22 protein-coding genes and 1 pseudogene are annotated in these 26040 nt (G+C 72.1%); 14 read left to right on the plus strand and 9 right to left on the minus strand.

Annotated features, from left to right (window positions below; translation table 11 throughout):
• Positions 1 to 231: 231 nt before the first annotated feature.
• The 4 genes from ACFYQQ_RS13180 to ACFYQQ_RS13195 all read left to right on the plus strand — a co-directional run bounded on the left by ACFYQQ_RS13180 (position 232) and on the right by ACFYQQ_RS13195 (position 3090).
• Entirely contained in the window at positions 232 to 723 is a 492-nt protein-coding gene (locus ACFYQQ_RS13180; protein ID WP_388904526.1) for a hypothetical protein, read from the plus strand.
• Between the two features lie 349 nt (positions 724 to 1072).
• A complete protein-coding gene (locus tag ACFYQQ_RS13185) occupies positions 1073 to 1441 on the plus strand; it encodes a tyrosinase cofactor (RefSeq protein WP_355794258.1) in 369 nt (122 codons plus the stop codon).
• A gap of 34 nt (positions 1442 to 1475) precedes the next feature.
• The gene (locus ACFYQQ_RS13190; RefSeq protein ID WP_355794259.1) at positions 1476 to 2300 is read left to right on the plus strand and encodes a tyrosinase family protein; all 825 of its coding nucleotides are present in this window, start codon (positions 1476 to 1478) and stop codon (positions 2298 to 2300) included.
• A gap of 337 nt (positions 2301 to 2637) precedes the next feature.
• A complete protein-coding gene (locus ACFYQQ_RS13195) occupies positions 2638 to 3090 on the plus strand; it encodes an SRPBCC family protein (protein ID WP_356243433.1) in 453 nt (150 codons plus the stop codon).
• Between the two features lie 58 nt (positions 3091 to 3148).
• Here ACFYQQ_RS13195 and ACFYQQ_RS13200 read toward each other — a convergent pair whose 3' ends face one another.
• The 3 genes from ACFYQQ_RS13200 to ACFYQQ_RS13210 all read right to left on the minus strand — a co-directional run bounded on the left by ACFYQQ_RS13200 (position 3149) and on the right by ACFYQQ_RS13210 (position 6021).
• Positions 3149 to 3871 carry a ribonuclease H gene (locus tag ACFYQQ_RS13200; protein WP_356164156.1) on the minus strand — a complete coding sequence of 241 codons (723 nt, stop codon included), beginning with the start codon at positions 3869 to 3871 and terminating at the stop codon, positions 3149 to 3151.
• Positions 3852 to 4898, minus strand: a complete 1047-nt coding sequence (locus ACFYQQ_RS13205; RefSeq protein ID WP_356243430.1) for a helix-turn-helix domain-containing protein — start codon at positions 4896 to 4898, stop codon at positions 3852 to 3854. Before ACFYQQ_RS13205 ends, ACFYQQ_RS13200 begins: the two co-directional genes overlap by 20 nt.
• Positions 4899 to 5220: 322 nt before the next feature.
• Complete coding sequence (locus tag ACFYQQ_RS13210) at positions 5221 to 6021, minus strand: VOC family protein (protein ID WP_355789660.1); 801 nt, start codon at positions 6019 to 6021, stop codon at positions 5221 to 5223.
• 155 nt (positions 6022 to 6176) lie between these two features.
• Here ACFYQQ_RS13210 and ACFYQQ_RS13215 point away from each other — a divergent pair, with 155 nt between their 5' ends.
• The gene (locus ACFYQQ_RS13215) at positions 6177 to 7193 is read left to right on the plus strand and encodes a zinc-binding alcohol dehydrogenase family protein (RefSeq protein ID WP_355789666.1); all 1017 of its coding nucleotides are present in this window, start codon (positions 6177 to 6179) and stop codon (positions 7191 to 7193) included.
• Positions 7194 to 7456: 263 nt separating this feature from the next.
• Here ACFYQQ_RS13215 and ACFYQQ_RS13220 read toward each other — a convergent pair whose 3' ends face one another.
• On the minus strand, positions 7457 to 8659 hold the full coding sequence (locus ACFYQQ_RS13220) for an SGNH/GDSL hydrolase family protein (RefSeq protein ID WP_355789663.1): 1203 nt from the start codon (positions 8657 to 8659) through the stop codon (positions 7457 to 7459).
• Between the two features lie 211 nt (positions 8660 to 8870).
• Between ACFYQQ_RS13220 and ACFYQQ_RS13225 the strand changes: the two genes are divergently transcribed.
• A complete protein-coding gene (locus ACFYQQ_RS13225; RefSeq protein WP_356243424.1) occupies positions 8871 to 9803 on the plus strand; it encodes an SGNH/GDSL hydrolase family protein in 933 nt (310 codons plus the stop codon).
• Between the two features lie 8 nt (positions 9804 to 9811).
• On the opposite strand, the gene ACFYQQ_RS13230 is transcribed toward ACFYQQ_RS13225, so the two are convergent.
• Together ACFYQQ_RS13230 and ACFYQQ_RS13235 are read right to left on the minus strand one after the other, a co-directional pair.
• Positions 9812 to 11431 (minus strand): MFS transporter, encoded by a 1620-nt coding sequence (locus ACFYQQ_RS13230; RefSeq protein ID WP_388904531.1) that lies wholly within the window; start codon positions 11429 to 11431, stop codon positions 9812 to 9814.
• A 211-nt stretch (positions 11432 to 11642) separates the two neighbouring features.
• A complete protein-coding gene (locus tag ACFYQQ_RS13235; RefSeq protein WP_388904533.1) occupies positions 11643 to 15938 on the minus strand; it encodes a discoidin domain-containing protein in 4296 nt (1431 codons plus the stop codon).
• Positions 15939 to 16189: 251 nt separating this feature from the next.
• Here ACFYQQ_RS13235 and ACFYQQ_RS13240 point away from each other — a divergent pair.
• Positions 16190 to 16898 (plus strand): annotated as a pseudogene (locus tag ACFYQQ_RS13240) (ATP-binding cassette domain-containing protein); the annotation flags it as partial.
• A gap of 113 nt (positions 16899 to 17011) precedes the next feature.
• Here ACFYQQ_RS13240 and ACFYQQ_RS13245 read toward each other — a convergent pair.
• Both ACFYQQ_RS13245 and ACFYQQ_RS13250 read right to left on the minus strand, forming a co-directional pair.
• Complete coding sequence (locus ACFYQQ_RS13245) at positions 17012 to 17494, minus strand: VOC family protein (RefSeq protein WP_356164168.1); 483 nt, start codon at positions 17492 to 17494, stop codon at positions 17012 to 17014.
• A gap of 106 nt (positions 17495 to 17600) precedes the next feature.
• Positions 17601 to 18209, minus strand: coding sequence for an RBBP9/YdeN family alpha/beta hydrolase (locus tag ACFYQQ_RS13250; RefSeq protein ID WP_388904535.1), 609 nt, complete (start codon positions 18207 to 18209; stop codon positions 17601 to 17603).
• A gap of 51 nt (positions 18210 to 18260) precedes the next feature.
• Here ACFYQQ_RS13250 and ACFYQQ_RS13255 point away from each other — a divergent pair, with 51 nt between their 5' ends.
• The 4 genes from ACFYQQ_RS13255 to ACFYQQ_RS13270 all read left to right on the plus strand — a co-directional run bounded on the left by ACFYQQ_RS13255 (position 18261) and on the right by ACFYQQ_RS13270 (position 21824).
• Entirely contained in the window at positions 18261 to 19208 is a 948-nt protein-coding gene (locus tag ACFYQQ_RS13255) for a LysR family transcriptional regulator (protein ID WP_356243413.1), read from the plus strand.
• Positions 19209 to 19229: 21 nt separating this feature from the next.
• Positions 19230 to 20438 carry an epoxide hydrolase family protein gene (locus ACFYQQ_RS13260; RefSeq protein ID WP_355792156.1) on the plus strand — a complete coding sequence of 403 codons (1209 nt, stop codon included), beginning with the start codon at positions 19230 to 19232 and terminating at the stop codon, positions 20436 to 20438.
• 128 nt (positions 20439 to 20566) lie between these two features.
• Complete coding sequence (locus ACFYQQ_RS13265; RefSeq protein WP_355792154.1) at positions 20567 to 21220, plus strand: ATP-dependent Clp protease proteolytic subunit; 654 nt, start codon at positions 20567 to 20569, stop codon at positions 21218 to 21220.
• Between the two features lies 1 nt (position 21221).
• A complete protein-coding gene (locus ACFYQQ_RS13270; protein WP_355792151.1) occupies positions 21222 to 21824 on the plus strand; it encodes an ATP-dependent Clp protease proteolytic subunit in 603 nt (200 codons plus the stop codon).
• Positions 21825 to 22380: 556 nt separating this feature from the next.
• On the opposite strand, the gene ACFYQQ_RS13275 is transcribed toward ACFYQQ_RS13270, so the two are convergent.
• Positions 22381 to 22851 (minus strand): helix-turn-helix transcriptional regulator, encoded by a 471-nt coding sequence (locus tag ACFYQQ_RS13275; RefSeq protein WP_356164177.1) that lies wholly within the window; start codon positions 22849 to 22851, stop codon positions 22381 to 22383.
• 106 nt (positions 22852 to 22957) lie between these two features.
• Here ACFYQQ_RS13275 and ACFYQQ_RS13280 point away from each other — a divergent pair, with 106 nt between their 5' ends.
• From ACFYQQ_RS13280 to ACFYQQ_RS13290, 3 genes are all read left to right on the plus strand, one after another.
• Complete coding sequence (locus ACFYQQ_RS13280; protein ID WP_355783833.1) at positions 22958 to 23740, plus strand: class I SAM-dependent methyltransferase; 783 nt, start codon at positions 22958 to 22960, stop codon at positions 23738 to 23740.
• A gap of 244 nt (positions 23741 to 23984) precedes the next feature.
• Positions 23985 to 25451 (plus strand): esterase, encoded by a 1467-nt coding sequence (locus ACFYQQ_RS13285; protein WP_356164181.1) that lies wholly within the window; start codon positions 23985 to 23987, stop codon positions 25449 to 25451.
• Between the two features lie 344 nt (positions 25452 to 25795).
• Positions 25796 to 26023 carry a DUF5133 domain-containing protein gene (locus ACFYQQ_RS13290; protein WP_356164183.1) on the plus strand — a complete coding sequence of 76 codons (228 nt, stop codon included), beginning with the start codon at positions 25796 to 25798 and terminating at the stop codon, positions 26021 to 26023.
• The last annotated feature ends 17 nt before the right edge of the window (positions 26024 to 26040 follow it).

Below are 26040 nucleotides of genomic sequence, written 5' to 3' on the forward strand. Positions count from 1 at the left end.
CTCCCCTTGCATCACGCATAGTCGATGAGTTGGTCACGAAGAGTAGCAGCGCGTCGAGGGCGAGCAGTCGGTTCACGGCGGGCTCAGGCGTACGAAGGCACGCCCCCTGGAGTGCCCTGGTACCGCCCGCCGCAGGGGCCGCGGCACGCCCGGCACCGGCTCGTCCGCGCGCCACCCACCGGGCGTACGATCGCGGCCACGCCCGCCCCCGACATCAGGAGGTCCGCCCCCATGCGTTCGCCCGTCGCACCCGTCCTGGCCGCCCTCGACGAACTGGTGCGGGGTGTCGCCGGGCCCCGGGACGAGGTCTGGCGGCTGGAGGCCGCGGGATCGGAGCTGAAGGTGACGGCTGTCCGGGTCACACCTGGCGCCCCGGTCGAGCTGCCCGGCGGCCGCGAGGTTCTCGTGATCGTCCTGGACGGTCGCGGGCATCTGCGGTCGGCCGACGGCGACCAGCAGGTGACGGCACACACGGCGATCTGGCTCCCCCGCGACCGCGAGGAGAGCCTGCACGCGGGCGAGAGCGGCCTGTACTGCCTGACGGTCCTGCCGAGTCCGTCCCGCCCCGGGGTGCGACCCGCCCTGAACGCGGGGCTCAGCACGGCCTCCGGGGGCGGCGAGCCCGCCTGCCTGCTCCAGCAGGTCTGCGCCGAGTGCGGACGCATGGCCACGGAGAGCGACGCCCGCTACTGCAACCGCTGCGGCGCCTCCCTGGCCCACTGACCGGACACCGGGGCGGTCGGCCACATCCCGGCCGCCGGCCCGGCACGGAGTCAACGTCCACGGCCGCGCCCGGCGCCCTGTTTCACGTCAGTCCGCGCACGTGAGCCGCGCCACGCGGGCCGCCTCGCTCCGCAAGATCGTCCACGCCTGGGAGCCGCCGCCGGGAGGAAATCCCCCTCGGGTCAGCCCCGGACGTCCCGCACAGCAAGATCATCCTGGTTCAACTCTGCACGACTTCCTCCGGATTGTCCGGATCGTAGCCAACCGGATTCCGGCGATTTCTCCCGCCTCCGGACAGCCCGCTAAGCATGCCGGGTCAGCAAAGAGAGCCGTTCCAGGAGGACTTCGCATGCCCGAACTCACCCGTCGCCGCGCCCTCGGTGCCGCCGCCGCGCTCGCCGCGGCCGCCGGATCACAGAGCGTCACCGCACCCGCCGCGACGGCCGCGGGACACCCGTCGGGACCGGCGCCGTTCGACGAGGTCTACCGCGGCCGTCGCATAGAGGGCCGTCCGACCGGCGGCGGACACCATCACGGCTCCGGATACGGCGTGTTCGTCGACGGGGTCGAACTGCACGTGATGCAGAACGCGGACGGCCGCTGGATCAGCGTCGTCAGCCACTACGACCCGGTGCCCACGCCGCTCGCCGCCGCCCGCGCCGCCGTCGTGGAACTACAGGGGGCGCCGCTCGTCCCCTTCGCACCCGCCGCCCGCTGAGAACCCGCCCCGAGCAGACCGGAAGAGCCCGCACATGACCGTCCGCAGGAACCAGGCCGCCCTGACCACCGACGAGAAGCGGCGCTTCGTCGACGCCGTGCTCCGGCTGAAGCGCAGCGGCCGCTACGACGAGTTCGTTACCACCCACAACGCCTTCGTCCTCGGCGACACCGACAACGGCGAGCGCACCGGCCACCGTTCACCGTCGTTCCTGCCCTGGCACCGCAGATTCCTGCTCGACTTCGAACGGGCGCTGCAGGCGATCGACCCGGCCGTGGCGCTGCCGTACTGGGACTGGAGCACCGACCGCTCGGTCCGCTCCTCGCTGTGGGCCCCCGACTTCCTTGGCGGCACCGGCCGCAGCCTGGACGGCCGGGTGACGGACGGCCCGTTCGCCGCGTCCGCGGGCGCCTGGCCGATCAACATACGCGTGGACGGCCGGACTTACCTGCGCCGTGCGCTCGGCAGTGGCAACCGGGAACTGCCGACGCGCGCCGAGGTGGACTCCGTGCTCGCCATGCCCACGTATGACGCCGCGCCGTGGAACAGCTCCGCCGACGGCTTCCGCAACCACCTCGAAGGCTGGCGGGGCGTCAACCTCCACAACCGGGTGCACGTCTGGGTCGGCGGACAGATGGCCACCGGGGTCTCCCCCAACGACCCGGTCTTCTGGCTCCACCACGCCTACATCGACAAGCTGTGGGCGGACTGGCAGCGCCGCCACCCCGATTCCGGCTACCTCCCCACCGGGGGGACGCGGGACGTCGTCGACCTGAACGAGACGATGAAGCCGTGGTCCGACGTACGTCCGGCCGACCTGCTGGACCACACGAAGCACTACACGTTCGACACCGCCTGACGCCGGGGACCGGACGGTCCGGAATCCCACCTGTACTGGCGAGTGCTGGACGCCCTCGGCTTCGCGCCTGACGGCGAGAAGGTGGCCGAGCCCTGGCGTGGTCTCGGGCGGGAGGATCTGACACCGGCCGTCCTCACCGGACGCTCCTGTGCCGGGACGGGTGAGGAGTGGGCGGTGTGGCGTCCGGGCGGGGTGTGCGTCTACCGGGGCCGGGGCGGGGCTCGGTGACGCCGTGTCAGGTGAGAAAACGGAATGCGGGGATTCGCATCGTGGGTGCCGGGTACCCGCGTCGACGCGTCCGGATGGTCCGGGCGCACGTCCGACGAGGAGGTAACCCGTGTCTCAGGTCGAGGAATCCATCGAGGTCGGCGTCCCGGTCCACACCGCGTACAACCAGTGGACCCAGTTCGAGACGTTCCCCGAGTTCATGAGCGGCGTCGAACGCATCGAGCAGCGCTCGGACACCCTCACCCACTGGGTCACCAAGGTGGACGGGGTGAGCAAGGAGTTCGACGCGGAGATCACCGAGCAGATCCCGGACGAGCGCGTCGCGTGGACCACGGTCGGCGGCGAGGCCAAGCAGGCGGGTGTGGTCACCTTCCACCACCTGGACGAGAGCCGCACGAAGGTGATGCTCCAGATGGAGTTCCAGCCGGAGGGCCTCGCCGAGACCGTCGGCGACAAGCTCGGCTTCGTCAAGCGTCAGACCAAGGGCGACCTGGAGCGGTTCAAGAAGTACATCGAGTCCCGTGGCCTGGAGACGGGCGGCTGGCGCGGCACCGTCGTGTGAGCCACCCCGGTCCCGTACGGCCGACCCGCCGCACCTTGTCCTGGTGCGTACGACGTGCTCAGGCGTCGGCGTCGGCCGTGCGGCACTCCGGGTGGCCCCAGCCCTGCGCGTTCTTCGCGATGGGCTCGCCCGCGGCGTAGGGGCGTCCGCACAGGCAGCGCCCCGGGAACTTCGCCTTGATCGTCCGAGCCGCACCGCCCGTGCGGGAGGCCCCGCCACCCGTACGGGCGGACTTGCCCGCGGGCCGGCGCCGCTGGGCCCCCGACACGGGCGTGTCCGGTGACGGAGGCGGCTGCGGGGAGCCCAGATCGCTGCCCGCGGGCTCCTGGGCGGTGGCCGCCTGGCTCGCGGCACGGTCCGCGAAGTCGTTCAGGCGGTCGCCGTCCACCTGGTGCGCGGGCACGTAGCGGAACTCCACCGAACGGCCGTCGAGCAGCTCGTCGATACGCGCGACCAGCTCCTGGTTGGCGACCGGCTTCCCGGCGGCCGTCTTCCAGCCCTTGCGCTTCCAGCCGGGCAGCCAGGTCGTCACGGCCTTCATCGCGTACTGGGAGTCCATCCGGATCTCCAGCGGGACCCCGGGGTCGACCGCCGTCAACAGACGCTCCAGCGCGGTGAGTTCCGCGACGTTGTTGGTGGCCGTGCCCAGCGGGCCGGCCTCCCAGCGGGTGGGCGTCTCCGCGTCGTCGGCGACCACCCAGGCCCAGCCGGCGGGTCCGGGATTTCCCTTCGAAGCCCCGTCACAGGCGGCCACAACGCGTTCAGACATGCCCCCGATCATGCCACGCCCCGACGGCCGCTCCGGGCCCGGGGCGGCCGGCCCCGCCGCCGTTCCCGACGATCAGGCGCCGGCCCAGCGGGGTGGCCGTGTGCAGCACGTACTTCCCGTCGCGGTGGCTCGCCACCAGTCCCCCGTCGCGCAGCACCCCGATCTGGTAGCTGACGCTGGGCAGGGAGATGCCCACCGCCTCGGCGACCTCGGAACTGGTCCGGGCACTCGAACCGGCCACCGCGCTCAGCACCGTGGCGCGGGTGCGCCCGAGCAGTTTCTCCAGCCCGTCCTCCGCCGTACGGACGACGTCCAGCGGCGGCTTGGCGACCGGGTAGACGAGCACGGGGTCGAGCCCCGGGTCCGCGAGCGCCGTCGGGCGCCGCCAGCAGAAGTACGAGGGGACGAGCAGCAGGCCGCGTCCTTCCAGGTGGAGGTCGCGGTGGACGGGATAGTCCACTTCGAGCACCGGGGGCCGCCAGCGCGCGAGCGGCCCGAGCCCCTCCAGCAGCGCCTGGGTGCCGCCGTCGAGCAGCGTGCGGGTCCGCAGATCCACGTCGCCGGCGACGGCCGTACGGATGAGCGGCCAGTACGGCTCCAGCAGCGTGCGGAAGGAGCGGCCCATGGCTCCGGCGAGCAGCGTGAGGGAGTCCGAGCCCGGTCTGCCGAGCGTGGCGGCCCAGTCGGGCAGCGGCCGGGACTCGGCCAGCCGGGAGAGGTCGTGCACCAGCCGCGCACGGGGCGTCGCACGCACCCGTTCGAGCCCGGCCGCGAGGCCCTCGCCGGTGACGGGCGGGGTGAGGAAGTCGGGGATGTAGCCGGACGCGGGGATCAGCCGGCGCACCGGGCCCAGCGCGCGGTTCGCCGCCTGGTCGACGGCGAGCCTGGCGCGCGCCGACCGGCGCCATGGACCGAATTCGAGCGGCGCCTCCCCGGTTTCCAGTCGGCAGACGCTGCATATCAGTTCCCAGAGCGGATCGGGCTGCCGGGCGACGCGGACATTCTGGAGATCCTGCGGGGTGAAATGAATGCGGAGCATGCGGTCTTTTCCACTCCCAGTCCCTGTGGGGGGTCAGCCGCCCGGAGCGGGAGCGGCCACTGGAAGAGACGAACGAGTACTGCGCATGGTTGCCCTGGGGTGCGGCGAGCGGCCGGCCTTTTTTCTCGGGACGTTCCTATTCCGCGCCCTCACCAGGCATTTTTCCCGCATGCCGGGAGCCTTCGCGGAAACGACCGGAAATCGACGCATCCAACTCACCGGAATTCCGCATTCGGACTTCTCGAATTCGCCGTCCGGGGGTTTTCGCCCGGCCCTGCTCCGGAGAGCCGGGCCGGCCGATCACCGCGCGCCGGACCGGCGTTCAGGAGACGTCGGAGAGCTGGGGCATCTCGCCCTGGGTGGTCTTGACGTCGATCACCGTGAAGGCCGCGCCCTGCGGGTCGCTCAGCGCGGCGAAGCGCCCGAACGGGCTGTCCATGGGCCCGAACCGCAGGACACCGCCCCGGTCGGTCGCCCTCGCCACCGCCGCGTCGCAGTCCTCGACGGTGAAGTACACGTTGATGTAGGGCGGCATCTCCGGCGGGAAGTCCTCCGTCATCCGCATCCGGCCCAGGACCGGCTGGCCCTCGCCCAGGCGGAAGACCCGGAAGTCCACGTGCTCGTCCGCCATCTGCTGGGCGTTGTAGGAGAAGACGGCCGGGAAGAACGCGTCCGACTTCTCCGGCTCACGGGTGAACACCTCGGCCCAGCAGTAGGCGCCCGGCACGGCCGTCGCCTCGAAGCCCTCGTGGACACCGGCCTGCCACACGCCGAAGGTGACACCGCTCGGGTCGCGGGCCAGCAGCATGGTGCCGAAGTCACCGACCTGCATCGGTTCCATCAGCACCTCGCCGCCGTTCTCGCGGATCCTGCGCGCGGTGGCGTCGGCGTCCGCCGAGGCGAAGTACAGGCACCATGCGGACTGCCCGTCCTGCCCCGGCATCGGCGGTACGACGGCGGCCACCGCCTTGCCGTCCGCGTACGCCTGCGTGTAGTTGCCGAACTCCGACGACGACTCGCCGAACGTCCAGCCGAGCACGTCACCGTAGAAGCCCTTGGCTCCTTCGACATCGCCGAACATCGCGTCGGCCCAGCACGGTGTTCCTTCAGGTTGTACCGCCATGACGTCGACCTTCTCCGGTTCGCGGGATTGTTCTCGCTCCTCACGCTAGCCAGCCCGGCCCGGCGCCGCGCGCCGAGCGCGGCGACCTGAACGAGACTGGGGCACGGCACGCAAGAAGAGGGCACGGCGGTCGTCGACGGGACGGGACACGGATGATGCACGCGTGGGAGGTGGCCCGTCCGGGGCCGATCGAGAAGGAGCCGCTGCGCTTCGTCGAGAAGCCGGTACCGGTACCGGCGGCGGGCGAACTGCTGGTGCACGTGCGCGCCTGCGGGGTCTGCCGCACCGACCTGCACATCAGTGAGGGCGACCTCCCGGTGCGCAGGCCCGGGGTGACTCCGGGGCACGAGGTGGTCGGCGTGGTGGCGGCGACCGGGGCGGCCGTGAGCGGGTTCTCGCGGGGTGACCGGGTGGGCGTGGCCTGGCTGCGCGGCACCGACGGCACCTGCGCGCACTGCGTCCGCGGGGCGGAGAACCTCTGCCCCGGTTCGTCGTACACGGGATGGGACGCCGACGGCGGATACGCCGAGTACACGACGGTGCCCGCCGCGTTCGCGTACCGCCTGCCACGGGATCTCGACGACGTCGCCCTCGCGCCCCTGCTGTGCGCGGGCATCATCGGCCACCGGGCGCTGCTGCGGGCGGCGCTCCCGCCGAACGGCCGGCTGGGCCTGTACGGCTTCGGAGGCAGCGCCCACCTGTGCGCGCAGGTGGCGGTGGCCCAGGGTGCCAGGGTGCACGTCCTGACCCGGGACGCGGCGGCGCGGCGGCTGGCGCTCGAACTCGGCGCGACCTCGGCCCGGGGACCCTACGACGCTCCCCCGGAGCCCCTGGACAGCGCGATCCTCTTCGCACCGGTGGGAGACCTGGTACCGGTCGCCCTGCGAGCCCTCGACCGCGGCGGGGTCCTCGCGGTGGCGGGCATCCACCTGAGCGACACACCGCCGCTGAACTACGAGCGGGAGCTGTTCTACGAGAAGGAGTTGCGCAGCGTCACCTCCAACACCCGTGCGAACGGGCGGGAGTTCCTCACCCTCGCGGCGCGGTACGGCGTCCGCGCGACCACGCACGCGTATCCGCTGTCACGGGCCCAGGAGGCGCTGCAGGACCTCAAGGCCGGCCGCTTCGAGGGGGCCGCCGTCCTCGTGAACGACCTGCCGCCCCGGCACTGAACTCCGGTTCGGCGGCGGCCACTCGGCGCCATCCGTCCGCTGCGCCACCGGTCACGGTTCGAGCCCGGACTCGTCCCCCAGGCGCGCCCGCGCCTCGGGTACGCGTGCCCGCCCGCCCGCCGTCCAGGACTCCCCCGGTGTGGTGGCGGACGGGGGCACTTCTAAGGTGCCGGGAGCACGCGTCGCTCGAAGTGGACTTCAGGCACGGGCGCTTGACGGCACGTCAGGGCTTGCGCTCCCGTCCGGGGAGGGACGGTCGGGTGTCACAGGGTGCGCAGGTCGACGGCCGCCGCCATGGCCGCGTAACCGGCGTCGTTGGGGTGCAGGTGGTCGCCCGCGTCGTAGGCGGGCAGGAGGCGCAGCGGGTCGGCCGGGTCGCGGACGGCACGGTCGAAGTCGACGACGTGGTCGAAGAGGCCGCTGGTGCGGATGTAGTCGTTGACGGCGAGACGGGTGGCTTCCAGGGTGTCGTCGTGGACGCGCCAGCCCTTGAAGGGGGTCAGCGTGGCGCCGATGACCCTGATGCCGTGCGCGTGCGCCTGCCGCACGATGTCCCGGTACGCCGCGGTGATCGCCGCCGGGTCCGTCTGGTGCGGCTCCTGCTGGATGTCGTTGATGCCCTCCAGCAGGACGAGCGTGCGGACGTCCGTGCGCGAGAAGACGTCCTCGTCCAGCCGCTCCAGTGCCTTCACGCCGAAGGCACCGCCGTCCCGCAGCAGCCGGTTGCCGCTGATGCCGGCATTGAGGACCCCGGACCGCCGGTGCGCGGGCAGCCGCTGCAGCCGGTCGGAGAGATGGTCCGGCCAGCGCTGGTCGGCGCCCTCCGTCGATCCGTAGCCGTCCGTGATCGAGTCGCCGAAGGCGACCACCGTGCCGCGGGCCGGCGGGGCGAAGACGTCGGCACCGGTGACGTAGAAGCGCTGTGGGGTCGTCTCGGTGTACGCGGCCCCCGCCACGTCGTCCGCTCGGTCGCCCGCCCTCGCGACGTACGCGACCTGCCGGGCCAGCGGATGCACCGTCTGCGATCGCGGGACCGCCCTGAGGTGGGCGCTCACCAGCAGGTCGCTGTCCGGGGCGACGTCCAGGCGTACGGGGTCGCTCCGCACGTCCTGGCCCGCTGGGACGACGTCGCTCCCGAAGCTCACGCGGCGCACCGAACCGGGTACGGCGTCGGCGCCGGCCGCCCGGACGGCCACGGTGACCCGGCCGAGGACCAGGGGCTGTGTGCCGAACGCGTTGGAGAGCCGGATGCGGACGCGGGACCCGCCGACGCTGACGTGCACGACCTGGCGGAGCGAGTCGCCCGAGGCGACCTCGGGTGTCGAGACGCCCACGACCGCTGGTGCCTCCCAGGTGCCGACCCAGCCGCGCGCGGGCGGCACGGCGTCGTGCCGGGCCTCGGTGGGTGCGGCGGAGCCAAGGAGCAGCGCGAGCGGGACGAGAAGCGCCTTGGCGCCTTTGAACACGGCGTTCACCTCGTGAGTGCGAAGGGTTCGACGGCGCCCCGGCGGACAGCTGCATTGGACCGGAGGCCGGCCCGGCGCGTCAACGACGAGAACGCGTCATGGCGGGGCCCGGCCGGGGGGGCGGCCCGGTGGCCGACGTACGTCTTCCCCGTTTCCGGGTGCGTGTGCTTGCCTGGGAGGCCCTTTCGGCGGGCGGGGCGGGAGTGGCCGGATGCGAAAGCCGTGGATCGTGGGAGCGTTGCTGGCCGGGCTGCTGCTCGGCGCCTGCGGGGACCCCGCGTCCGAGGGGCGGGCGCCCGCGCCGGTCGGGCCCGGGGGCGGCTCCGGGACGCCGTCCGCGACCGTCGAGCGGCGCGCCGCGGCCTCCCCCGCCGCGACGCCCCCGAAGGCGAGGGCGAAGGTGAAGGTGAAGCCGCCCACGGTGCTCTACCTCGGGGACTCGCTGGCCATGGAGAGTCAGAAGGTGCTCGGCGCGGAGCTGCGGGCCCGGGTGCGCGCCCGGTACACGAGCGCGCCCTACTCGGGCACCACCCTGTGCGACTACGTGGAGGGCACCGCGGACAGGTCACTGGTGCCGGCGAAGGACAAAGCGGCCGCGCTGGTGCGCTCATTGCGGCCGGACTTCGTGGTGCTCCAGTTCTGGGGCAACTCCTGGGGCTACACCCCGTGCATGGACGGGATCACCTACGACAGGGCGCGGGGCAGGTACCTCTCGCGGTACGCGGCCGACGCGGACCGGCTCACCGACCAGATCGCGGCGGCGGGCGGCGCCCGGCGCCCGAGGATCGTGTGGGTGCTCCAGGGTCCCGACCCGGTCACCCCCGACCGGGTCCGGAGGGTCAACGCCCTGTACGAACGGCAGGCGGACGCCTCGCACGATCTGGTCGCCGACGCGGGCAGGGCGGTGAGCCCGGCGTCCGGTCGCTACACCTGGGCGCAGTACCTGCCGTGCACCGCGTACGAACGGGAGCACCCGGCGTACTGCACCCGGCCGGGCCGTACCGCCCTGCATCGCGACGACGACCCCCTGCACTTCTGCCTCGCACCCACCACGCCCGAGCCGCGGGCGTGCCCGGTGCGTTCGCCGGGGATCGCCCGGATCGCGCGCGAGATCACCCGGGTGGTCGCCGGCCACCTCCGCTGAGGCGCCCCTCAGCCCGGCGGGCCGCCACGGGAGTCCGTGTCCCGCCCCGCCACCGGGGCCGCGTCCTCGGGGACGCCCCCGGCCGGTACTCCGGCGACGGCGCCGCCCTGGAGCCGTTCGAGATCGTCGGGACGCACCTGGATGACGATCAGGGCGACCAGCGCGGCCACGACGGCGAGGATCGCCGCCACGACGAAGGCGCTGGAGATTCCGGACGTCAGCACTTCGTCGCTCCACGGAGGCGGCAGCTGTCCCGTCCTGCGGAACTCGAGCCGCTGGGCGGGGCTCGCGTCGGCCATGAAGTCGCGGATCTGCTGGGTGGCCTCGTTGCGGCTGGCCGTGCCGAAAACGGTGACCAGCACGCTCAGGCCGAGCGATCCGCCCACCTGCTGGGTGGCGTTGAGGATGCCGGACGCCGCGCCCGACTCCCGGGACGCCACACCCGAGACGGCCATCAGCGTGAGCGACACGAACTGCATGCCCATGCCGAAGCCGAAGACCAGCACCGGGCCGAGGATGCTGCCGAGGTACGTGCTGTCCACGTCCGTGAGTGTCAGCCACCCGAGTCCGAGGGCGGCCAGGATCGAGCCGGCGGCCATGAACGGCTTGGGACCGAACCGGGGCAGCAGCTGCGAGGCGACTCCCGCGCCGACCGCGATGATCGCGCTCACCGGCAGGAAGGCGAGGCCGGCCTTCAGCGGGCTGAAGTGCAGGATGTTCTGCACGAACAGGGTCAGGAAGAAGAACATGCCGAAGATCGCCGCGGAGAGGGTCAGCATCATGGCGTAGACGCCCGCACGGTTGCGGTCACGGAACATCCACAGCGGCGTGATGGGCTGTCTCGACCGGCGCTCTACGACGATGAACGCGCCGATCAGCACGAACGCGGCGGCGAAGGACCCGAGGGTCACGCTGTCGCTCCAGCCGTCCTCCGAGGCGCGGATGAAGCCGTAGACGAGGAGCACCATGCCCAGGGTGGAGGTGAGTGCGCCGAGGAGGTCGAAGTGCCCGGGGTGGCGTTCGGACTCGCGGATGTGGCGCGGGGTCGCCAGGACGATCAGCAGGCCGATGGGCACGTTGACGAAGAAGACCCAGCGCCAGTCGAGCCACTCCACGAGGATGCCGCCCGCGAGCAGGCCGATCGCGCTGCCACCTGCCGAGACGGCCGCGAACACGCCGAACGCCCGGTTGCGTTCCGGGCCTTCGCGGAAGGTGGTGGTGATCAGCGCCAGGGCCGTGGGAGACGCGATGGCTCCGCCGACGCCCTGGAGGGAACGGGCCGCGAGCAGGTGCCAGGACTCCTGGGAGAGTCCGCCGAGCAGTGACGCGAACACGAAGAGCAGGACGCCGAACATGAAGACTCTGCGGCGGCCCAGGATGTCACCGAGGCGTCCGCCGAGCAGCAGCAGACCGCCGAAGGTGAGTGTGTAGGCGTTGATCACCCAGGACAGGTTCTCGGTCGAGAATCCGAGCGAGTTCTGGATGTGCGGAAGAGCAATGTTCACGATGGTGATGTCGAGGACCACCATCAGCTGACACGAGGCGATGACGAGGAGTGCGATGCCGCTGCCCCGGCCCCGCTCCGGGGATTCGGCAGACTTCGAGGGTGTCGCGTGAGAGGCCGTCATCTAGATGTCCGTGCGTCGTCGCGGGCCGGCGCGGTCGCCGACATTCACTTCACCAACGTAAGCCGGGGTGTCCGGGTGCACCAGTCGATCACCGGCGGCGCTGGTGCGCGTGGCGGATGGCGGTCCGGTGGGCCTGGATGCCCTACGGGCGGCGGGGTACGGGACCCCGCCGCCCGCGGGCGATCCGGCGGCCGACGGCGCGAGGGGCGCTCTACGGCAGCATGTTGATCTTGAAGGTGGACGTCGTGTTCCGCACGTCCTGTGCGTTGTCGCTCATCTTGAGGTTGTGGAAGGTGACTTCACCGACGGCGGGGCCCTGGCCGGCCTCCGGCATCTCGTTGGCCCACAGGCCGAACCCGGACTTCGCGTCGAACGCGTCGCCGCTCTTGTGCGCTCCGGTGATCGTCACGTCCGTGAGGACGGTGTCCTTGATCGGGAACTGTGGCTGTCCTCCCACGTAGTTGGTCTGGAACATGATCCCGCTGTACGTCGGGTCGACGATGTCGACGTTGTTGACGCGGATGCCCTGGAAGACCTTCGAGGCGGAGAACATCCAGATGCCGGGGAAGGTCTGGGAGCCCCAGAAATGGCCGCCCGAGCGGACGACCGAGATGTTCTCCAGGGTCGTGGGCGTCGTACCGAAGCCGTTCATCGGGTAGCCGAAGTCCAGCGAGCTGACGGTGATGCCCGAATAGACCAGGGTGTCGGCGATGTGGATGTTGCGGAAGGTGTTGTCGTACCCGCCGTAGACGGCGACGCCCGCCGCACGCCAGGTCAGGATCGACGTGAGGTTCTCGAACAGGTTGTTCTTCTCGTCGGCTCCGCCCGCGTCGATCGCGGAGAACAGCGCGAAGCTGTCGTCACCGGTGGCCCGCGCCTCGTTGTTGACGACGTGGTTGTCCGTGCTGCCGTTGGTCATGTTGATGCCGTCGGCGAACATGTCGCGGATGCGCGAGTTCTTGATGGTGATGCCGTCGGTGTTGGCGCCCCAGTAGAGGCACACCATGTGTTCGTTCCAGATGTTGTCGATGGTGATGTCGGAGACGTTGGCGAAGTCGAAGACCTTGCCGGGGCCGTCGATGCGCGAGGTGTAGTTGCCGAAGTACGCGAAGTTCGCGAACGACGACCCCTTGGCACTGGCCTCGGCCCGGAAGCCGATGTCGGTGTTCTCCTGCGACGACGGGGCGTGGAAGCGCGTGTACCAGGGGCCCGCGCCGACGACCCGGACCGCCTTGCCGTAGACCTGGAACTTGCTCGACGTCTCGTAGTCGCCGGCCGGCAGGTAGACGCCGACGAGCTTGCCGGTGGTGTCCATGCGCACCTTGTCGAGCGCGTTCTGCACGTCCTGGTGGGAGAAGCCGGCCGGCACGGTGTACGTGGCCGGGTCCGGGTTGGGGATCGCCGACGCCTGCTCCAGACTCACGAAGTCGATCGCGTACTTGGAGTCGTTGGCCGCGTCCTTCTGGAGCCGTATCCTGCTGCCCGCCGGGACGGTCTGACCGAGCATCAGGTTCGCCTCGTCGTAGATGTGCCGTGGCGAACCGGAGCCGGGCGAGTTCCCCGGGCCGGTCTCCGCGCCGTACAGCCAGGCGTACTTTGACGTCAGGTCGATGGCCTTGAGGAACTTGCCGTCGACGTAGACGTTCAAGGTCGAGCTGGTGCCGCCGCCGCCCGCGGCGTCCGGGATGGAGAAGCGGGTCACGAGGGTGTTGGCGGCGGCCTTGGTCGTCCATTCCACGTAGTTTCCGGTGCTGTTGAGGGTGACGGCCTTGCGGCCGGACGCCTCGCCGGCGAGGTCGCCGACCGTGCGGTTGGGTCCGACGGTCTGCGCGCCGCCGCCCGTGGTGCCGTCCTCGGCCTCGTACATGTCGTACGGCATGTTGGCGCCGCGGCCGACGAACAGGGGCTGGCTGCTGGTGTTGTTGTCGCGCTTGACCGGCAGTTCGTTGGCGTCGGCCGCGATCACGGTCTTGACGGTGAACTTGCCCTTGCCGGCGGTCCAGGTGCCGAGCTTCACCGCGGAGGCGGTGTCACCCGCCGCGATGGCGCCGTCGTAGGAGCCGGTGAGCGTCTTGACGGTGGCGCCCGACGAGTCCAGCACCGTCAGCGTGATGCCGTGGGCGCCGCTCGCGGAGGCCACCGTGCCCTGGTTCCTCAGCGTGACGGAGAAGGTGACCGTGTTGCCCTCGGCGGGTGCGCTGGGCGACCAGCCGACGGAGGACGCCACGAGGTCGGAGCTGGAGACGGGCTTGACGACGAGGGAGGTGGGGCTGGTGTAGGAGTTGTTCCCCTCGTCCCGCTCGATGACCTTGTCGCCCGGGTCTACGACGGCGCCGACCTGGTAGGTCCCGGCGTCGCGGGCTCCGATGTCGGCGGTGACCGTGGCCGAGGCCCCCGCGGCGAGCGCGCCGACGTCGGCCGTGCCCACCTTGGTGCCGCCGAGCCGGAACTCGACGCCGGTCGCCTCGGACGCCTGCGTGCCGGAGTTGCGTACGGTCGCGGTCAGTTTCACGGCGTCGGACTCGACGGGGTTCGCCGGTGCCGAGGTGATCCCGGTGACCTGCAGGTCCGGGTTGGGCGCCGGGGTGCCGAGGACCTGGAACTCGGCGATCTGCCCGGCGGAGGAGCCCGAGTTGGCGGTGATCACCAGCTGGACGTCCGCGACGCGGCCGGTCACGGGGATGCGGACCGTGTTGCCGCTCGCCGGGTCGAAGGTGTAGTCCTTCGCGGCGGCCAGGCTCGTGAAGGAGGTGGCCTTCTGCTCGCGGCCGAGCACCTGGACGCGCTGGGTGCGTGCCGCCCAGGCCGCGTCCGGACTGAGCTTGAGGACGACGGTGTCGACGTCGGTGTTGGCGCCGAGCTTGACGGTGAGGCTGTTCGGGTAGCTGCCGGGCCCGCCTTCCCAGTACGTGCTGGTCCGGTCGTCGTTGGCGTTCTCCGCGACGAACGTGAAGACGCTGGAGGAGGCGGAGACGGGCTTGCCGACGGCGAGGTTCGCGCCGTCGCCCGTGGAGCCGTTGCGGGTGACGGTGTTGCTGTCGGCGGACTGGTTGCCCGCCGCGTCCTTGGCGCGCACGCGGTACGTCACGGTCGCCGAGGCCGGCTGGGTGTCGGTGTACGTCGTGACGTCGCCGTCGACGCTCTTGCGCAGGGTGCCGTTCGCGTAGATGTCGTAGCCGGTCACCTTCACGTTGTCGGTGGAGGCCCGCCAGGTGAGCCGGACCTGGCCGCTGGTGGCCTCGGTGAACGCGAGATCGGCGGGGGCGGTCGGGGCCTGGGTGTCGCCGGAGTCCCCCTTGCGGGTGACGGTGTTGCTGTTGCCGGACTGGTTGCCCGCCGCGTCCTTGGCACGCACGTAGTACGCGACGGTCGCCGAGGCCGGCTGGGTGTCCGTGTAGGTCGTGACGTCACCGGCGACGGAGGTCCGCAGCTCGCCGTTGGCGTAGACGTCGTACCCGGTGACCTTGACGTTGTCGGTGGCGGCCTTCCAGGTCAGCTTGATCTGGCCGGACGCGGGTTCGGTGTAGGCCAAGTCGGCGGGCGCGGTCGGCGCCTGGGTGTCGCCGGTGGCGGGCCCGTACACCTCGAGCTCCGACAACTGCCCGGCCGGCTGGCCGGTGTTGGCCGTCACGAGCACCCTGACGTAGCGGGTCGTGGTGGCGTTGAAGGCCACGCTCTGCGACAGGTCGTTCGCCTCGTTGAACTCGTAGCCCTTCGAGGCCGTCAGGTCCTGGAAGTCCGAACCGGTCGTGCTCGCCTGCAGTTTGAGCGTCTGGGTCCGCGCGCCCCAGCCGGAAGGCAGCCTCAGCACCACCCGGTCGACACGCACCGACGAGCCTAGGTCCACCTGGACCCACTGCGGGAGTTCGCCGTTCCGGCTCTCCCAGTAGCTGGCCCGGTTCCCGTCGCCCGCGTTCGCGGCGACGTACGTCTGCGTGGAGCTGCTGGCCGTGAACGGCCTGCCCGCAGCGAGGTTCCCGGTGGAGTCGCTCGCGCCGTGGACCTCCAGCTCCGAGAGCTGCGCGGCGGACCAACCGGTGTTCGCCGTGACGGCGATCCGCACGTAGCGGGCCTGGGTCGCCGGGAACTCGATTGTCACCGTGTTGCCGGCGCTCTGCGTGAAGGCGTACGAGGCCGAGGACTTGATCGTCTCGAAGCTCGTGCCGTCGCCGCTGCCCTGCACCGAGAGCGTCTGGTTCCGGCTCTCCCAGGAGGCGGGGAGCTTCAGGACCACCTCGTCGATCTGGGCGGCGGCGCCGAGGTCGGCCTGCACCCACTGCGGGAAGCCGGAGCCCGAACTCTCCCAGTAGGTGGCCGCGTTGCCGTCGGTGGTGGCGGGTGCGCCGTACTCGGCCTTGGAGCTGCTCGCGGTGGCGCTCCGGCCCGCGGCGAGGTTGGGTCCGCCGGCCGCGGCGGCCGGCGTGGTCAGCGCGGGAAGCCCGATGAGGGCGAGCGCTGTGGTCAGCAGGGCCGCCAACAGGCGGCCTCTCCAACGGTGTCTGGTCATCCTTCTCCTGCCCTGGAGCGGTGTCACGGGGGGACGCGGAAGAGTCACGAGAGAGCAAGGGTCGTGTTTTTGCGCTCAGTTGTTGGAGAGTTGCATGCCGATGTTGTTGAGTCCACACTCCGTGCAGAGATAGTTGCCCGCTCCTGTCGAGCTGGACACAGCGGCCAACTGGGGCACGCGGGGCGGCCGTTGCGGTGTGCACTCCGGCCCGGACGTCGTCTTCACCGTCGAGCACAGCCCGGTGTGGCTGCGACGAGCACTTCCGCCACGAGGTCGAGCACCCGTCCTCGCGGGTGACTGAGACGACCCAGCTGATCTCGGTCACCCGTGCCCACGGGCTGGAGGGCAAGGCGCTGCGGCGGATGGACAACACACTGCGCCAGGTGCTCAGTTCGGGCCTGCGCTGGACCTGCTCAACGGGCGGTCCGGGTCACCGGCCCGGATGTTCCTCGACGTCGTCGCCCGCGTACCTACCGGCGCCTCGTCTCGGTGGTGCCCCAGGAGTCGATCCTGTTCGTCGGCACGATCCGGGAGCACGTCGCGTACGGCATGGACGACGCCGACGAGACGGTGGTGCGGGAGGCACTGCGGGACGCCAACGCGCTGGAGTTCGTCGACCGGCTGCCCGAGGGACTCGACACGCTGGCGGGCGAGCACGGAGCCCGACTGTCCGGAGGTCAGCGCCGGCGCCTCGCGATCGCCAGGGCGCTGATCAGGGACCCCCGGGTGCTGATCCTCGACGAGGTCACCTCGGCGCTCGACACGCCCTCGGAGGCGCTCCTGCGGCAGGCGCCGGCCTGGCTGCTGCACGGGCGGACGACGTTCGTGGTGGCGCACCGGCTCTCCGCGATCCGGGACGCGGACCGCATCGTCATGATGCGGGACGGGGAGATGCGGGAGATCGGCTCGCACGAGGAGCTGCTGGGCCGCGACGGTGCGTACCCGGCGCTGCACGGGTAGCGGACGCCGTCCCGGCCGGGCGCCGGGAGCCCAGCGAGCGGGCGTGCCCACCGGGACGCAGCGGGCCTGGACAGGGCGTGCGTGCGCCCTGTCCAGGCAATCCCGCCCGGGTGCTACTCGCCCGCGTAGACCTTCTCCAGGGCCGCGAGGTCGATCTTGCTCATGGCGTACATGGCCTGGGTCGTGCGCGCCGCCTTCACCGGGTCGGGGTCGGCGATCATGTCGATGAGCCGGGACGGGAACACCTGCCAGGACAGGCCGAACCTGTCCTTCAGCCAGCCGCAGGGGCCCGGCTCGCCGCCGTCCTCGGTGAGTCGGTTCCAGTAGTGGTCCACCTCTTCCTGGTCGGCGCAGGCGATCTGGAAGGAGACCGCCTCGCTGAAGGTGAACTGCGGCCCTCCGTTCAGCGCGACGAACTTCTGGCCGTTGGCCTCGAACTCGACGACCATCACGGAGCCGGCGGGGCCGGGGCCCGCCTCGGTGTAGCGGCCGACCCTGCCGATCCGGGAGTTCTTGAACACCGAGACGTAGAAGTCGGCGGCCTCCTCGGCCTGGCCGTCGAACCACAGACACGTGGTGAATCCGTCGGTGGACATGCGGTACCTCCTCGGGCGGGAACCTCTTCACCTGTGTCGACCGATCCTCGTCCGGAAACTCATCGGTCGCACGGCGGGCGGCTCCGTACCCGGCGCCCCCGAGGGGTCACGCCGGGGTGGGCCGGGCGGTGATCCGGACCGCGGGATCGAGGCACCAGCCGAGGACGGACGGCCAGGGGCCGTAGCCCGCGTCGGGGTCCAGATGCCCGCCGCCGGGGATCACGTCCGTGTCGAGGCCGAGCGGCCGCCCGTAGATCCGGGCCGCTCCGCCGGGGCAGTAGGGGTCGTCGTCCCCGGCCGCCAGACGGGTCGTCCCGGCGGCGGAGGCCAGGTGTCCCGGGGTGGTTCCGGCGGGCGCGAACGCGGCCACCTCCGCGTGGCGCCGCAGCACCTCGGCGGAGGGCGGCGCGACCAGCAGGACCCGGTCGGCCCGGACCACCCCGCGGGCCGCCGCGTGCAGCCACACCGCGGCGGCGAGGCTGTGGCAGACGACGACCCGCTCGGCGTCCCGGCCGTCCGGCCGCGCGGTGAGCAGGGTCCGCACCCGGTTGATCCACACGTCGAGGTCCGGGTCCTCCGGGTCGGGCAGCTGGGGGTAGTGGACGTGGCTGCCGCGGGCGGTCAGTTCGCGTGCCAGCCAGTGCTGCCAGTGGCCGGCCGGACGGCGGTTGCGCCAGCCGTGCAGGATGACGAAGGAGGCGGGGATCGAGGTCATGGCGGAGATCGTCCGCCCTTCCGGATCATCAGGTCCAGTTAATCTTTGTGGATGGAACAGGTAAGCGGCGGCTTCAGTATCGATCTGCGCCGGCTGGGCACGCTGCGGGAGCTGGAGCGTCGTGGCAGCCTCGCCGGGACCGCGCGGGCCCTGCATCTGACCCCGTCCGCCGTGTCGCAACAACTGGCGGCGCTCTCGCGCGAGTTGGGCGTTCCCCTGGTGGAGAGGCAGGGCCGTGGCGTCCGGCTGACCGGGCAGGCGCGCATCCTGCTGGAGCACGCCGACGCCATCGCCGCGCAGCTGGAGCGGGCGCGCGCCGACCTCCAGGCGTGGGGCCGGGGGCAGCGCGGCACCCTCACCGTCGGGGCCTTCTCCAGCGCGATCTCCGGCCTCCTGCCCGTCGCGCTGGGCGAGTTGGCGCGGACGCGTCCCGACCTGCGCGTCGCCGTCGTCGAGGCCGAGCCGCCCGACCTGTTCACCCGGCTCGACGCGGGAGAGGTCGACGTGGCGGTGGCCGTGGACTTCGCCGCCGCTCCCCCCTCCACCGACCGCCGCTACACCCGCACCGAGCTGCTCGCCGACGTCCTCGACGTCGCACTGCCCGCCACGCACCGCCTGGCCGGGGCGGACCGGGTCCCCCTGCGGGAACTCGCCGCCGATCCCTGGGTCGTCGGGGACGCGCGCAGCTGCTGCGGGGCGGTGACCCGCTCAGTGTGCGCGGCCGCCGGTTTCACGCCGGAGATCCGGCACGCGGTGAACGACTGGCAGTCGCTGACGGCGCTGGTCGAGGCCGGCGCCGGGGTGGCCCTCGTACCGCGACTGGTGCGGCCCCTGCACCGTCCGGGGCTCGTGCTGCGGGCCCCGGAGGGTCAGCGGCCCACCCGGCACGTCTTCGCGGCGGTCCGGGCCGGCGCGGAGAGCGACCCCGTGCTGACCGCCGTCCTGGACCGGCTCGCCGCGGCGGGCGCGTCGGCGGCGGCCCACGTCACCCCCGGCTGAGCGGGGATAGCATTCGCGGACATGACCACGCCGCAGAACGCCTCCCCTCTCATCCGGCCCTTCACCATCGACATTCCCGAAAGCGATCTGGACGACCTGCGCGAACGGCTCGACCGCACGCGCTGGCCGGACGAACTGCCGGGCGTGGGCTGGGAATACGGAGTTCCACGCGACTACCTCCGCGAGCTCGTACGTTACTGGCGGCACACGTACGACTGGCGGGCGGCGGAGAAACGTCTCAACGCGTGGCCGCAGTTCCGCACGGAGATCGACGGAGCCACGATTCATTTCGCGCACATCCGCTCCCCGGAACCCGATGCGACGCCGCTCGTCGTCACCCATGGCTGGCCCGGCTCGATCGTCGAATTCCAGGACATCGTGGGCCCGTTGGCCGACCCCCGGGCACACGGAGCCGATCCCGCCGACGCCTTCCACCTCGTCCTGCCGAGCATTCCCGGATTCGGCTTCTCGGGACCCACACGGGAGACCGGCTGGGAATTCCGGCGGGTGGCCGCCGCGTTCGCGGAACTGATGCGGCGCCTCGGTTATCAGCGCTACGGGACACAGGGCGGCGACTGGGGAGCGGCCGTCTCCCGTGAGCTGGGCCGGATCCGCCCCGAGGAGGTCATCGGTGTCCATCTGAACCTGCTGCCCTCGGGGTCCGCGACCTCGGAGCCGACGCCGGAGGAACTGGCCGCACTGACCCCGGAGGAAAGGGAACGCACTCTCGCTTCATGGCGGCGCGGACAGCGCTGGGCACGGGAGGAACAGGGATACGCCGACATCCAGGCCACCCGCCCACAGACGCTCGCGTACGCGCTGACGGATTCACCCGTAGGCCAACTCGCGTGGATCGTGGAGAAGTTCAAACAGTGGACGGATGCGCGCGAGCGTCCCGAGGAGGCCGTCGACCGGGACCAGCTGCTCACCGACGTCATGCTGTACTGGCTGACCGGAACGGCCGGCTCGTCCGCCCGCATCTATTACGAACGCGCGCACGCCGACTACTGGGGTGAGCCACCCGCCCCTTCCTCCGCGCCCACCGCACTCGCCGTCTTCCCGCACGACAATTTCATTCCGCTGCGTCATGTCGCGGACCGCACGAACTCCATCGTGCGGTGGACGGAATTCGACCGCGGCGGGCATTTCCCCGCGATGGAGGAGCCCGGTCTGCTGGTGTCCGACGTGCGCGCCTTCTTCCGTCAGCTGCGCGAGAGCGGGGAGCACTGAGCGCCTGAAACCCCGGAACGCCTCTGCCCGTGGCGAATCTGCTGCGGGCAAAGAAAGCCGGTCCCACGGGACGTCCGGGCCGACAGTGGAGTGCGCGGCGAGGCAGCCGCCCACGACAAGGAGGACCGATGACATCACTCATGACCGGCTGGGATCCGGCTTCGCGGCCACGGGCCGAGGACGGCGACACCCAGGCGACGCGCTTCGACGACCATCTCGCCGCGCAACTGCTCGGCCAGCGCATCGTGTTCCTCGGCACCCAGGTGGACGAGGTCTCCGCGAACCGGGTCTGCGCCCAGTTGCTCCTGCTCTCGGCGGAGGACGCGCGGACCGACATCAGCCTGTACATCAACAGCCCGGGCGGTTCGGTCACCGCCGGCCTGGCGATCTACGACACGATGCGGCTGATCCCCAACGACGTCTCGACGCTCGCCATGGGATTCGCCGCGAGCATGGGCCAGTTCCTGCTCAGCGTCGGCGCCCGCGGCAAGCGTTTCGCCCTGCCGAACGCGCGGATCATGATGCACCAGCCGTCGGCCGGCATCGGGGGCACCGCCGCGGACATCGAGATCCAGGCGCAGAACCTGGAGTTCACGAAGAAGGCCATCGAGCGGATCACCGCGGAGCACACCGGGCAGAGCGAGGAGACGATCTCCCGGGACGGCGACCGTGACCGCTGGTTCACGGCCGAACAGGCGCTGGAGTACGGGATGGTGGACCGGGTCGTGGAGTCCCTGGAGGACGTCCGACCCGCCGCGTCCCGCCGACGGATGGGGCTGTGACATGGGTTCCTACACGATTCCGAACGTCGTCGAGCGGACCCCGCAGGGCGAGCGGTCGTACGACGTCTTCAGCCGGCTGCTGTCCGAGCGGATCATCTTCCTGGGCACGGAGATCGATGACGGTGTCGCCAACGTCGTCATCGCGCAACTCCTCCATCTGGAGTCGTCGAGCCCGGAGAGCGAGATCGCGATCTACATCAACTCGCCCGGTGGTTCGTTCACTTCACTGATGGCGATCTACGACACGATGACGTTCGTGCAGGCGCCGATCTCCACGTTCTGCGTGGGGCAGGCGGCGTCGACGGCCGCCGTGCTGCTGGCCGGCGGCGACCCCGGGCGGCGGTTCGTACTGGAGCACGCCCGGGTGCTGCTGGGCCAGCCCGCGAGCGGCGGACGGCAGGGGACGGTCTCGGACCTCAGCCTCCAGGCGAAGGAGATGCTGCGGATCCGCTCCCAGGTGGAGGAGGTCCTCTCCCGGCACACGCACCACGACGTGGCGACCCTGCGCGCGGACATGGACCGCGACAAGGTCTTCACCGCCCAGGAGGCGGTGGCGTACGGCCTGGCCGACGAGGTCCTGAGCCGCCGCCTCGCAACGACCTGAGCCCCGAACACGCCCGCCCGCCGCGCGGCCGGTCGCGTCCCGGCGCAGGCGTCGGAGCAGGACCGGTCGCGTCCCGACGAAGCGTGGGCGCACGGCAGTTCACGTCCCAGCCGGTGCGTCGGCGCGCGAACATTCGCGGCCGAATCCACCGCCGCGCGGACGGTCGCGTCTCGACCGGCGCGTCGGAGCGCAGGCCGTTCCCGGCCCGGCGGAGGCGTCGCCGCACCGAGGGTTACGTCCCGTCGGGGCGTCGAGCCCGGCCGGTCACGTCCCGGCGGAGGCGTCCGACTTCGCGCCCCGACCAGCGCCTCGGCGCACGCCATACGCGTCCCGACAGGGGCGGCGCAGGGCCGGTCGCGGCCCCGAGGGAAGCGTGCCCGTCGCGGCCGAACAGAACGTCGGCGCCCTGCCCTCGACGACCGACGCCGCACCCGGCGCCGAGGGGCGGTCCCCGTTCCTCGGCGCCGGGTGCGGCGTCGGTCGGGCGGGGAGAGCCGTCCGGGTCACCGGGCCGCCGGCCGGCCGACTTCTCGGGCGGCCGGTTCGTCGGTTTCGGTCAGGCCGCCAGGCACAGGCCGTTGTACGGCGCGGTCGACGACGTGCGCCGGCCGTGACCGGCGCGGGCGCCGGTCGAGCGGGGCAGGGCGAGGCGCGTGAGTTCGCCCTGGGCGAGGGACAGCAGATCGCCGAGGCCGAGACCCAGGGCGCGGGCGGCAGCGGCGAGGACCTCGGACGAGGCCTCCTTGCGGCCCCGCTCCAGCTCGGAGAGATACGGCATCGAGATCCGGGCGGCATCGGCGACGTCCTGGAGCGTGCGCTCCTGGGCGAGTCGCTCGCGGCGCAGCACGTCACCGACGAGGTCACGGAGCAGGGGCTCCTTGGGCGCCGGCCGGCCACCGGGCGCCCCCTGGGGCGGGCCGACCGGTCGCGGGCCCTGCGGCGCGCGGGCCGCGGGGGCGCTCGACGAGGACCCCGCCGCCGGGCGGAGGGGAATGACGCGGGCTTCGTTCGGCACGTGGTTGCTCACCCTCCCAGCGTAGAAGCGCCGCGCGCCGGGAGATCGGCGTTCCGCTGTCGGTGGAACCGCGACTCGTGACACCGTGCCGGGGGGGACAGGTCCGGGAGGCGGGGTCATGGAACTGCGGGACACGTTCGACGGGGCGGCCGAGCGGTACGACCGGGCACGACCGTCGTACCCGCCCGCCCTGACGGCCGAGCTCGTCGAGCGGGCGGGGCTCGGTCCGGACAGCCGGGTCCTCGAACTGGGGCCGGGCACGGGCCAGCTCACCGCGGCGCTCGCCGAGTCCGGCTGCGAGATCACCGCCGTGGAGCGGGGCCCCTCGCTGGCGGCGGTCGCCCGGCGCAACCTGAGCGGTTTCCCGCGCGTCCACGTCGAGGTGGGCTCCTTCGAGGACTGGCCCCTGCCCGACGAGCCCTTCGACCTGGTGGTCAGCGCCACCGCCTTCCACTGGATCGACCCGGCCGTGCGCGTGGCCAAGTCGGCGCGGGCGCTGCGGCCGGGCGGCTGCCTCGCCCTGGTCACCACGCACCACGTGGCCGGCGGCAGCGACGCCTTCTTCGCCCGGGCGCAGGGCTGTTACGAGCGCTGGGACCCGGCGACCCCGCCGGGCCTGCGCCTGGTGGACGAGGCGGAGACTGCCACCGACACGCGCGAGCTGGAGCAGCTGGGTCCGGTCACGTCGAGCCGCCACGCACGGGAGATCGGCTACTCCGCGGCCGAGTACCTCGACGTGCTGATGACGTACTCGGGTCATCTGGCGCTGGAGGCCACCGCGCGGGACGGTCTCCTCGCGTGCCTGCGCGAGCTGATCGACACGCGCCACGCGGGCCGCATCACGAAGCGCTACCTGCACGAGCTGATCACCGTCGAGCGGCCCGCCGCCGACGTCCGCTGAGCCGCCGGGCCCCCGACGTCCCACCCGCCGGGGCGCCGCGCCTACGTACGAAGTCGACGGGACCGGTGTGCGCGCGCCTCGTCCTCCCTGGCCGGAAACAGACCGTGCCCGCTCCGGTTCCGGGCCGCTCCGGCGTACAACCCTTGCGCCGCACGCGGTGTCGAACAGGGCGCCGGACAAGGAACGGGCCCTTTCCGGACACCCCCCGGCGCTGCCCGGCCATCCTTTCTCCAAGGAGCCGCTCGTGCGCAAGAACCGTTCGGCCGCCCTCGCCGCGGCCTCATTCCTTCTCGTGACCGGTGCCGCCATCGCGGCCGCCCCCTCCGCCTACGCGGGGACACCGGGCGGCACCCACGCCGACGACCGCAACAGCGACTTCAACGGCGACGGCTACGAGGACGTCCTGGTCGGCGCGCCGGGCGCGACCGTCAGCAGCCAGAAGGGCGCCGGCCTGGTCACCGTGCAGTACGGCTCGTCCAGAGGCATCGGTACCGGCAACGCCGCGCGGTTCAGCCAGTCCACGTCCGGTGTCGCGGGCGCCGCCGAGCCCGCCGACGGCTTCGGATCCTCGGTGGCGACCGGCGACCTGGACGGCGACGGCTACGACGACGCGGTCGTCGGCATCCCCGGTGAGGACCTCGGCACCGTCAAGGACGCGGGCGGTGTCGCGATCCTGTGGGGGTCCGCGTCCGGGCTCACCGGCTCCGCCAGCGACTGGCTGGAGACCCAGGAACCCACCGCGGGCGAGCGGTTCGGCTCGGGACTGGCCGCCGCCCACTTCACCGCCGAGACCCCGGGCGATCTGCTCGCCGTACTCGACCGGGACGACCTGGAGCTGTTCGGCTACGACGCGGGCTCGCCCAGCGCCCTCAAGCGCGAATCGCGGCAGCGGCTCTCCGCACAGGCGGAGGAACGCGACATCCTTCCCAAGTCACTCACCACCGGCGACTACGACGACAACGGCTACGCCGACCTCGTCGTGTCCGGCGTGACCGTGGGCGGCGAACCGGGGCACGGCTGGTCGGCGCTGCTGTCCGGACAGGCGGACGGGCTGACGTACGAGCGCGACCTGCGCGGCGGCCCGGTCGCCGCGTCCGGTGACATCGACGGCGACGGCTACGACGACCTGGTCACCGGTGAGCCGCACTCCCCCGACGACGGGGGCGAGTCGATGACCGGCGGCCTCGTCGGCGTGCGTCACGGAGGCCCCGACGGGCCCGCGGCCGAACCCCAGTGGTGGACGCAGGACTCCCCCGGCGTCCCCGGGACCGCCGAGGCCGGCGACGGCTGGGGTACCGACCTGTCCGTCGCGGACACCGACGGCGACGGTTACGCGGACGTGGCCGTGGGCGCGTCCGGCGAGGACGTCGGCACGGTCGCGGACGCGGGTGCCGTCTGGGTGCTGCGCGGTACGGCCGCCGGGCTCACCGCGAGCGGCGCCAAGTCCTGGGACCAGAACTCGGCGAACGTCCCCGGCGTCGTCGAGAAGGGCGACAAATGGGGCGGGCAGGTCCGGCTGACCGACCCGAACGCCGACGGCCGCTTCGGGCTGCTGGCGTCCGCGCCCGGCGAGAACACGGGCGACGGCTTCGTGTGGGTGCTCTCCGCCGGAGCCGGCGGCATCTCGGCGACGGGGTCCTGGACGTTCGACGCGGCCTCGCTCGGGGCGCCTTCGCTCGACGCGGCCTTCGGGGCGGCCATCGACGAGTGACGCCCCGGTGGCGCGCGGTCGCGGCCCGGCCGCGCGTCTCCCCCGCTGGCCGGGTGTCGCCCCGGCCGCGCCGACGGCGACAGGGTCCCGGCCCGCCGCGGTGGCGGGACGGGACCCTCGCCGCACGTGAGGCCCAAACCGGGCCCGCGTGGTCCGTAACGGCGGGCCCGCTCAGGCGTTGTGCGTGTCGGCGGGACCAACGGCCCACGGGTACGGGGGCGAAGGGCCCGGCGGACTCGGGCCCTTGGGCACGGCGTACGGCATCAGGCGCCGGGTAGGGGGCGTCGAGAACGATCACCATCGACGGTCGATCACCGTCGACGACTATCCACCGGGAGAACACCGTGCTGATGGCCCACCCCGCCGTCCTGGACAACCTCGTCGAGCAGTACGACACGCTGCGGGTGCTGCACGCCGAGAGCGGGGGCGCCGAAGTCCGCCGCCGCATGGACGACCTGGCGTACACGCTCTGCGTCGCGACCGGTACCAACGACGTGGACGCGGCCCTCATCGCCGCCCGCCACCGGCTGCCGGGAGCCCGCACGTCCGACGACTCCGTACTGGCGAGCTGACGGTCCGTCAGAAAACT

The sequence above is a fragment of the Streptomyces sp. NPDC005496 genome, assembly GCF_042872045.1.
Lineage (GTDB): Bacteria > Actinomycetota > Actinomycetes > Streptomycetales > Streptomycetaceae > Streptomyces.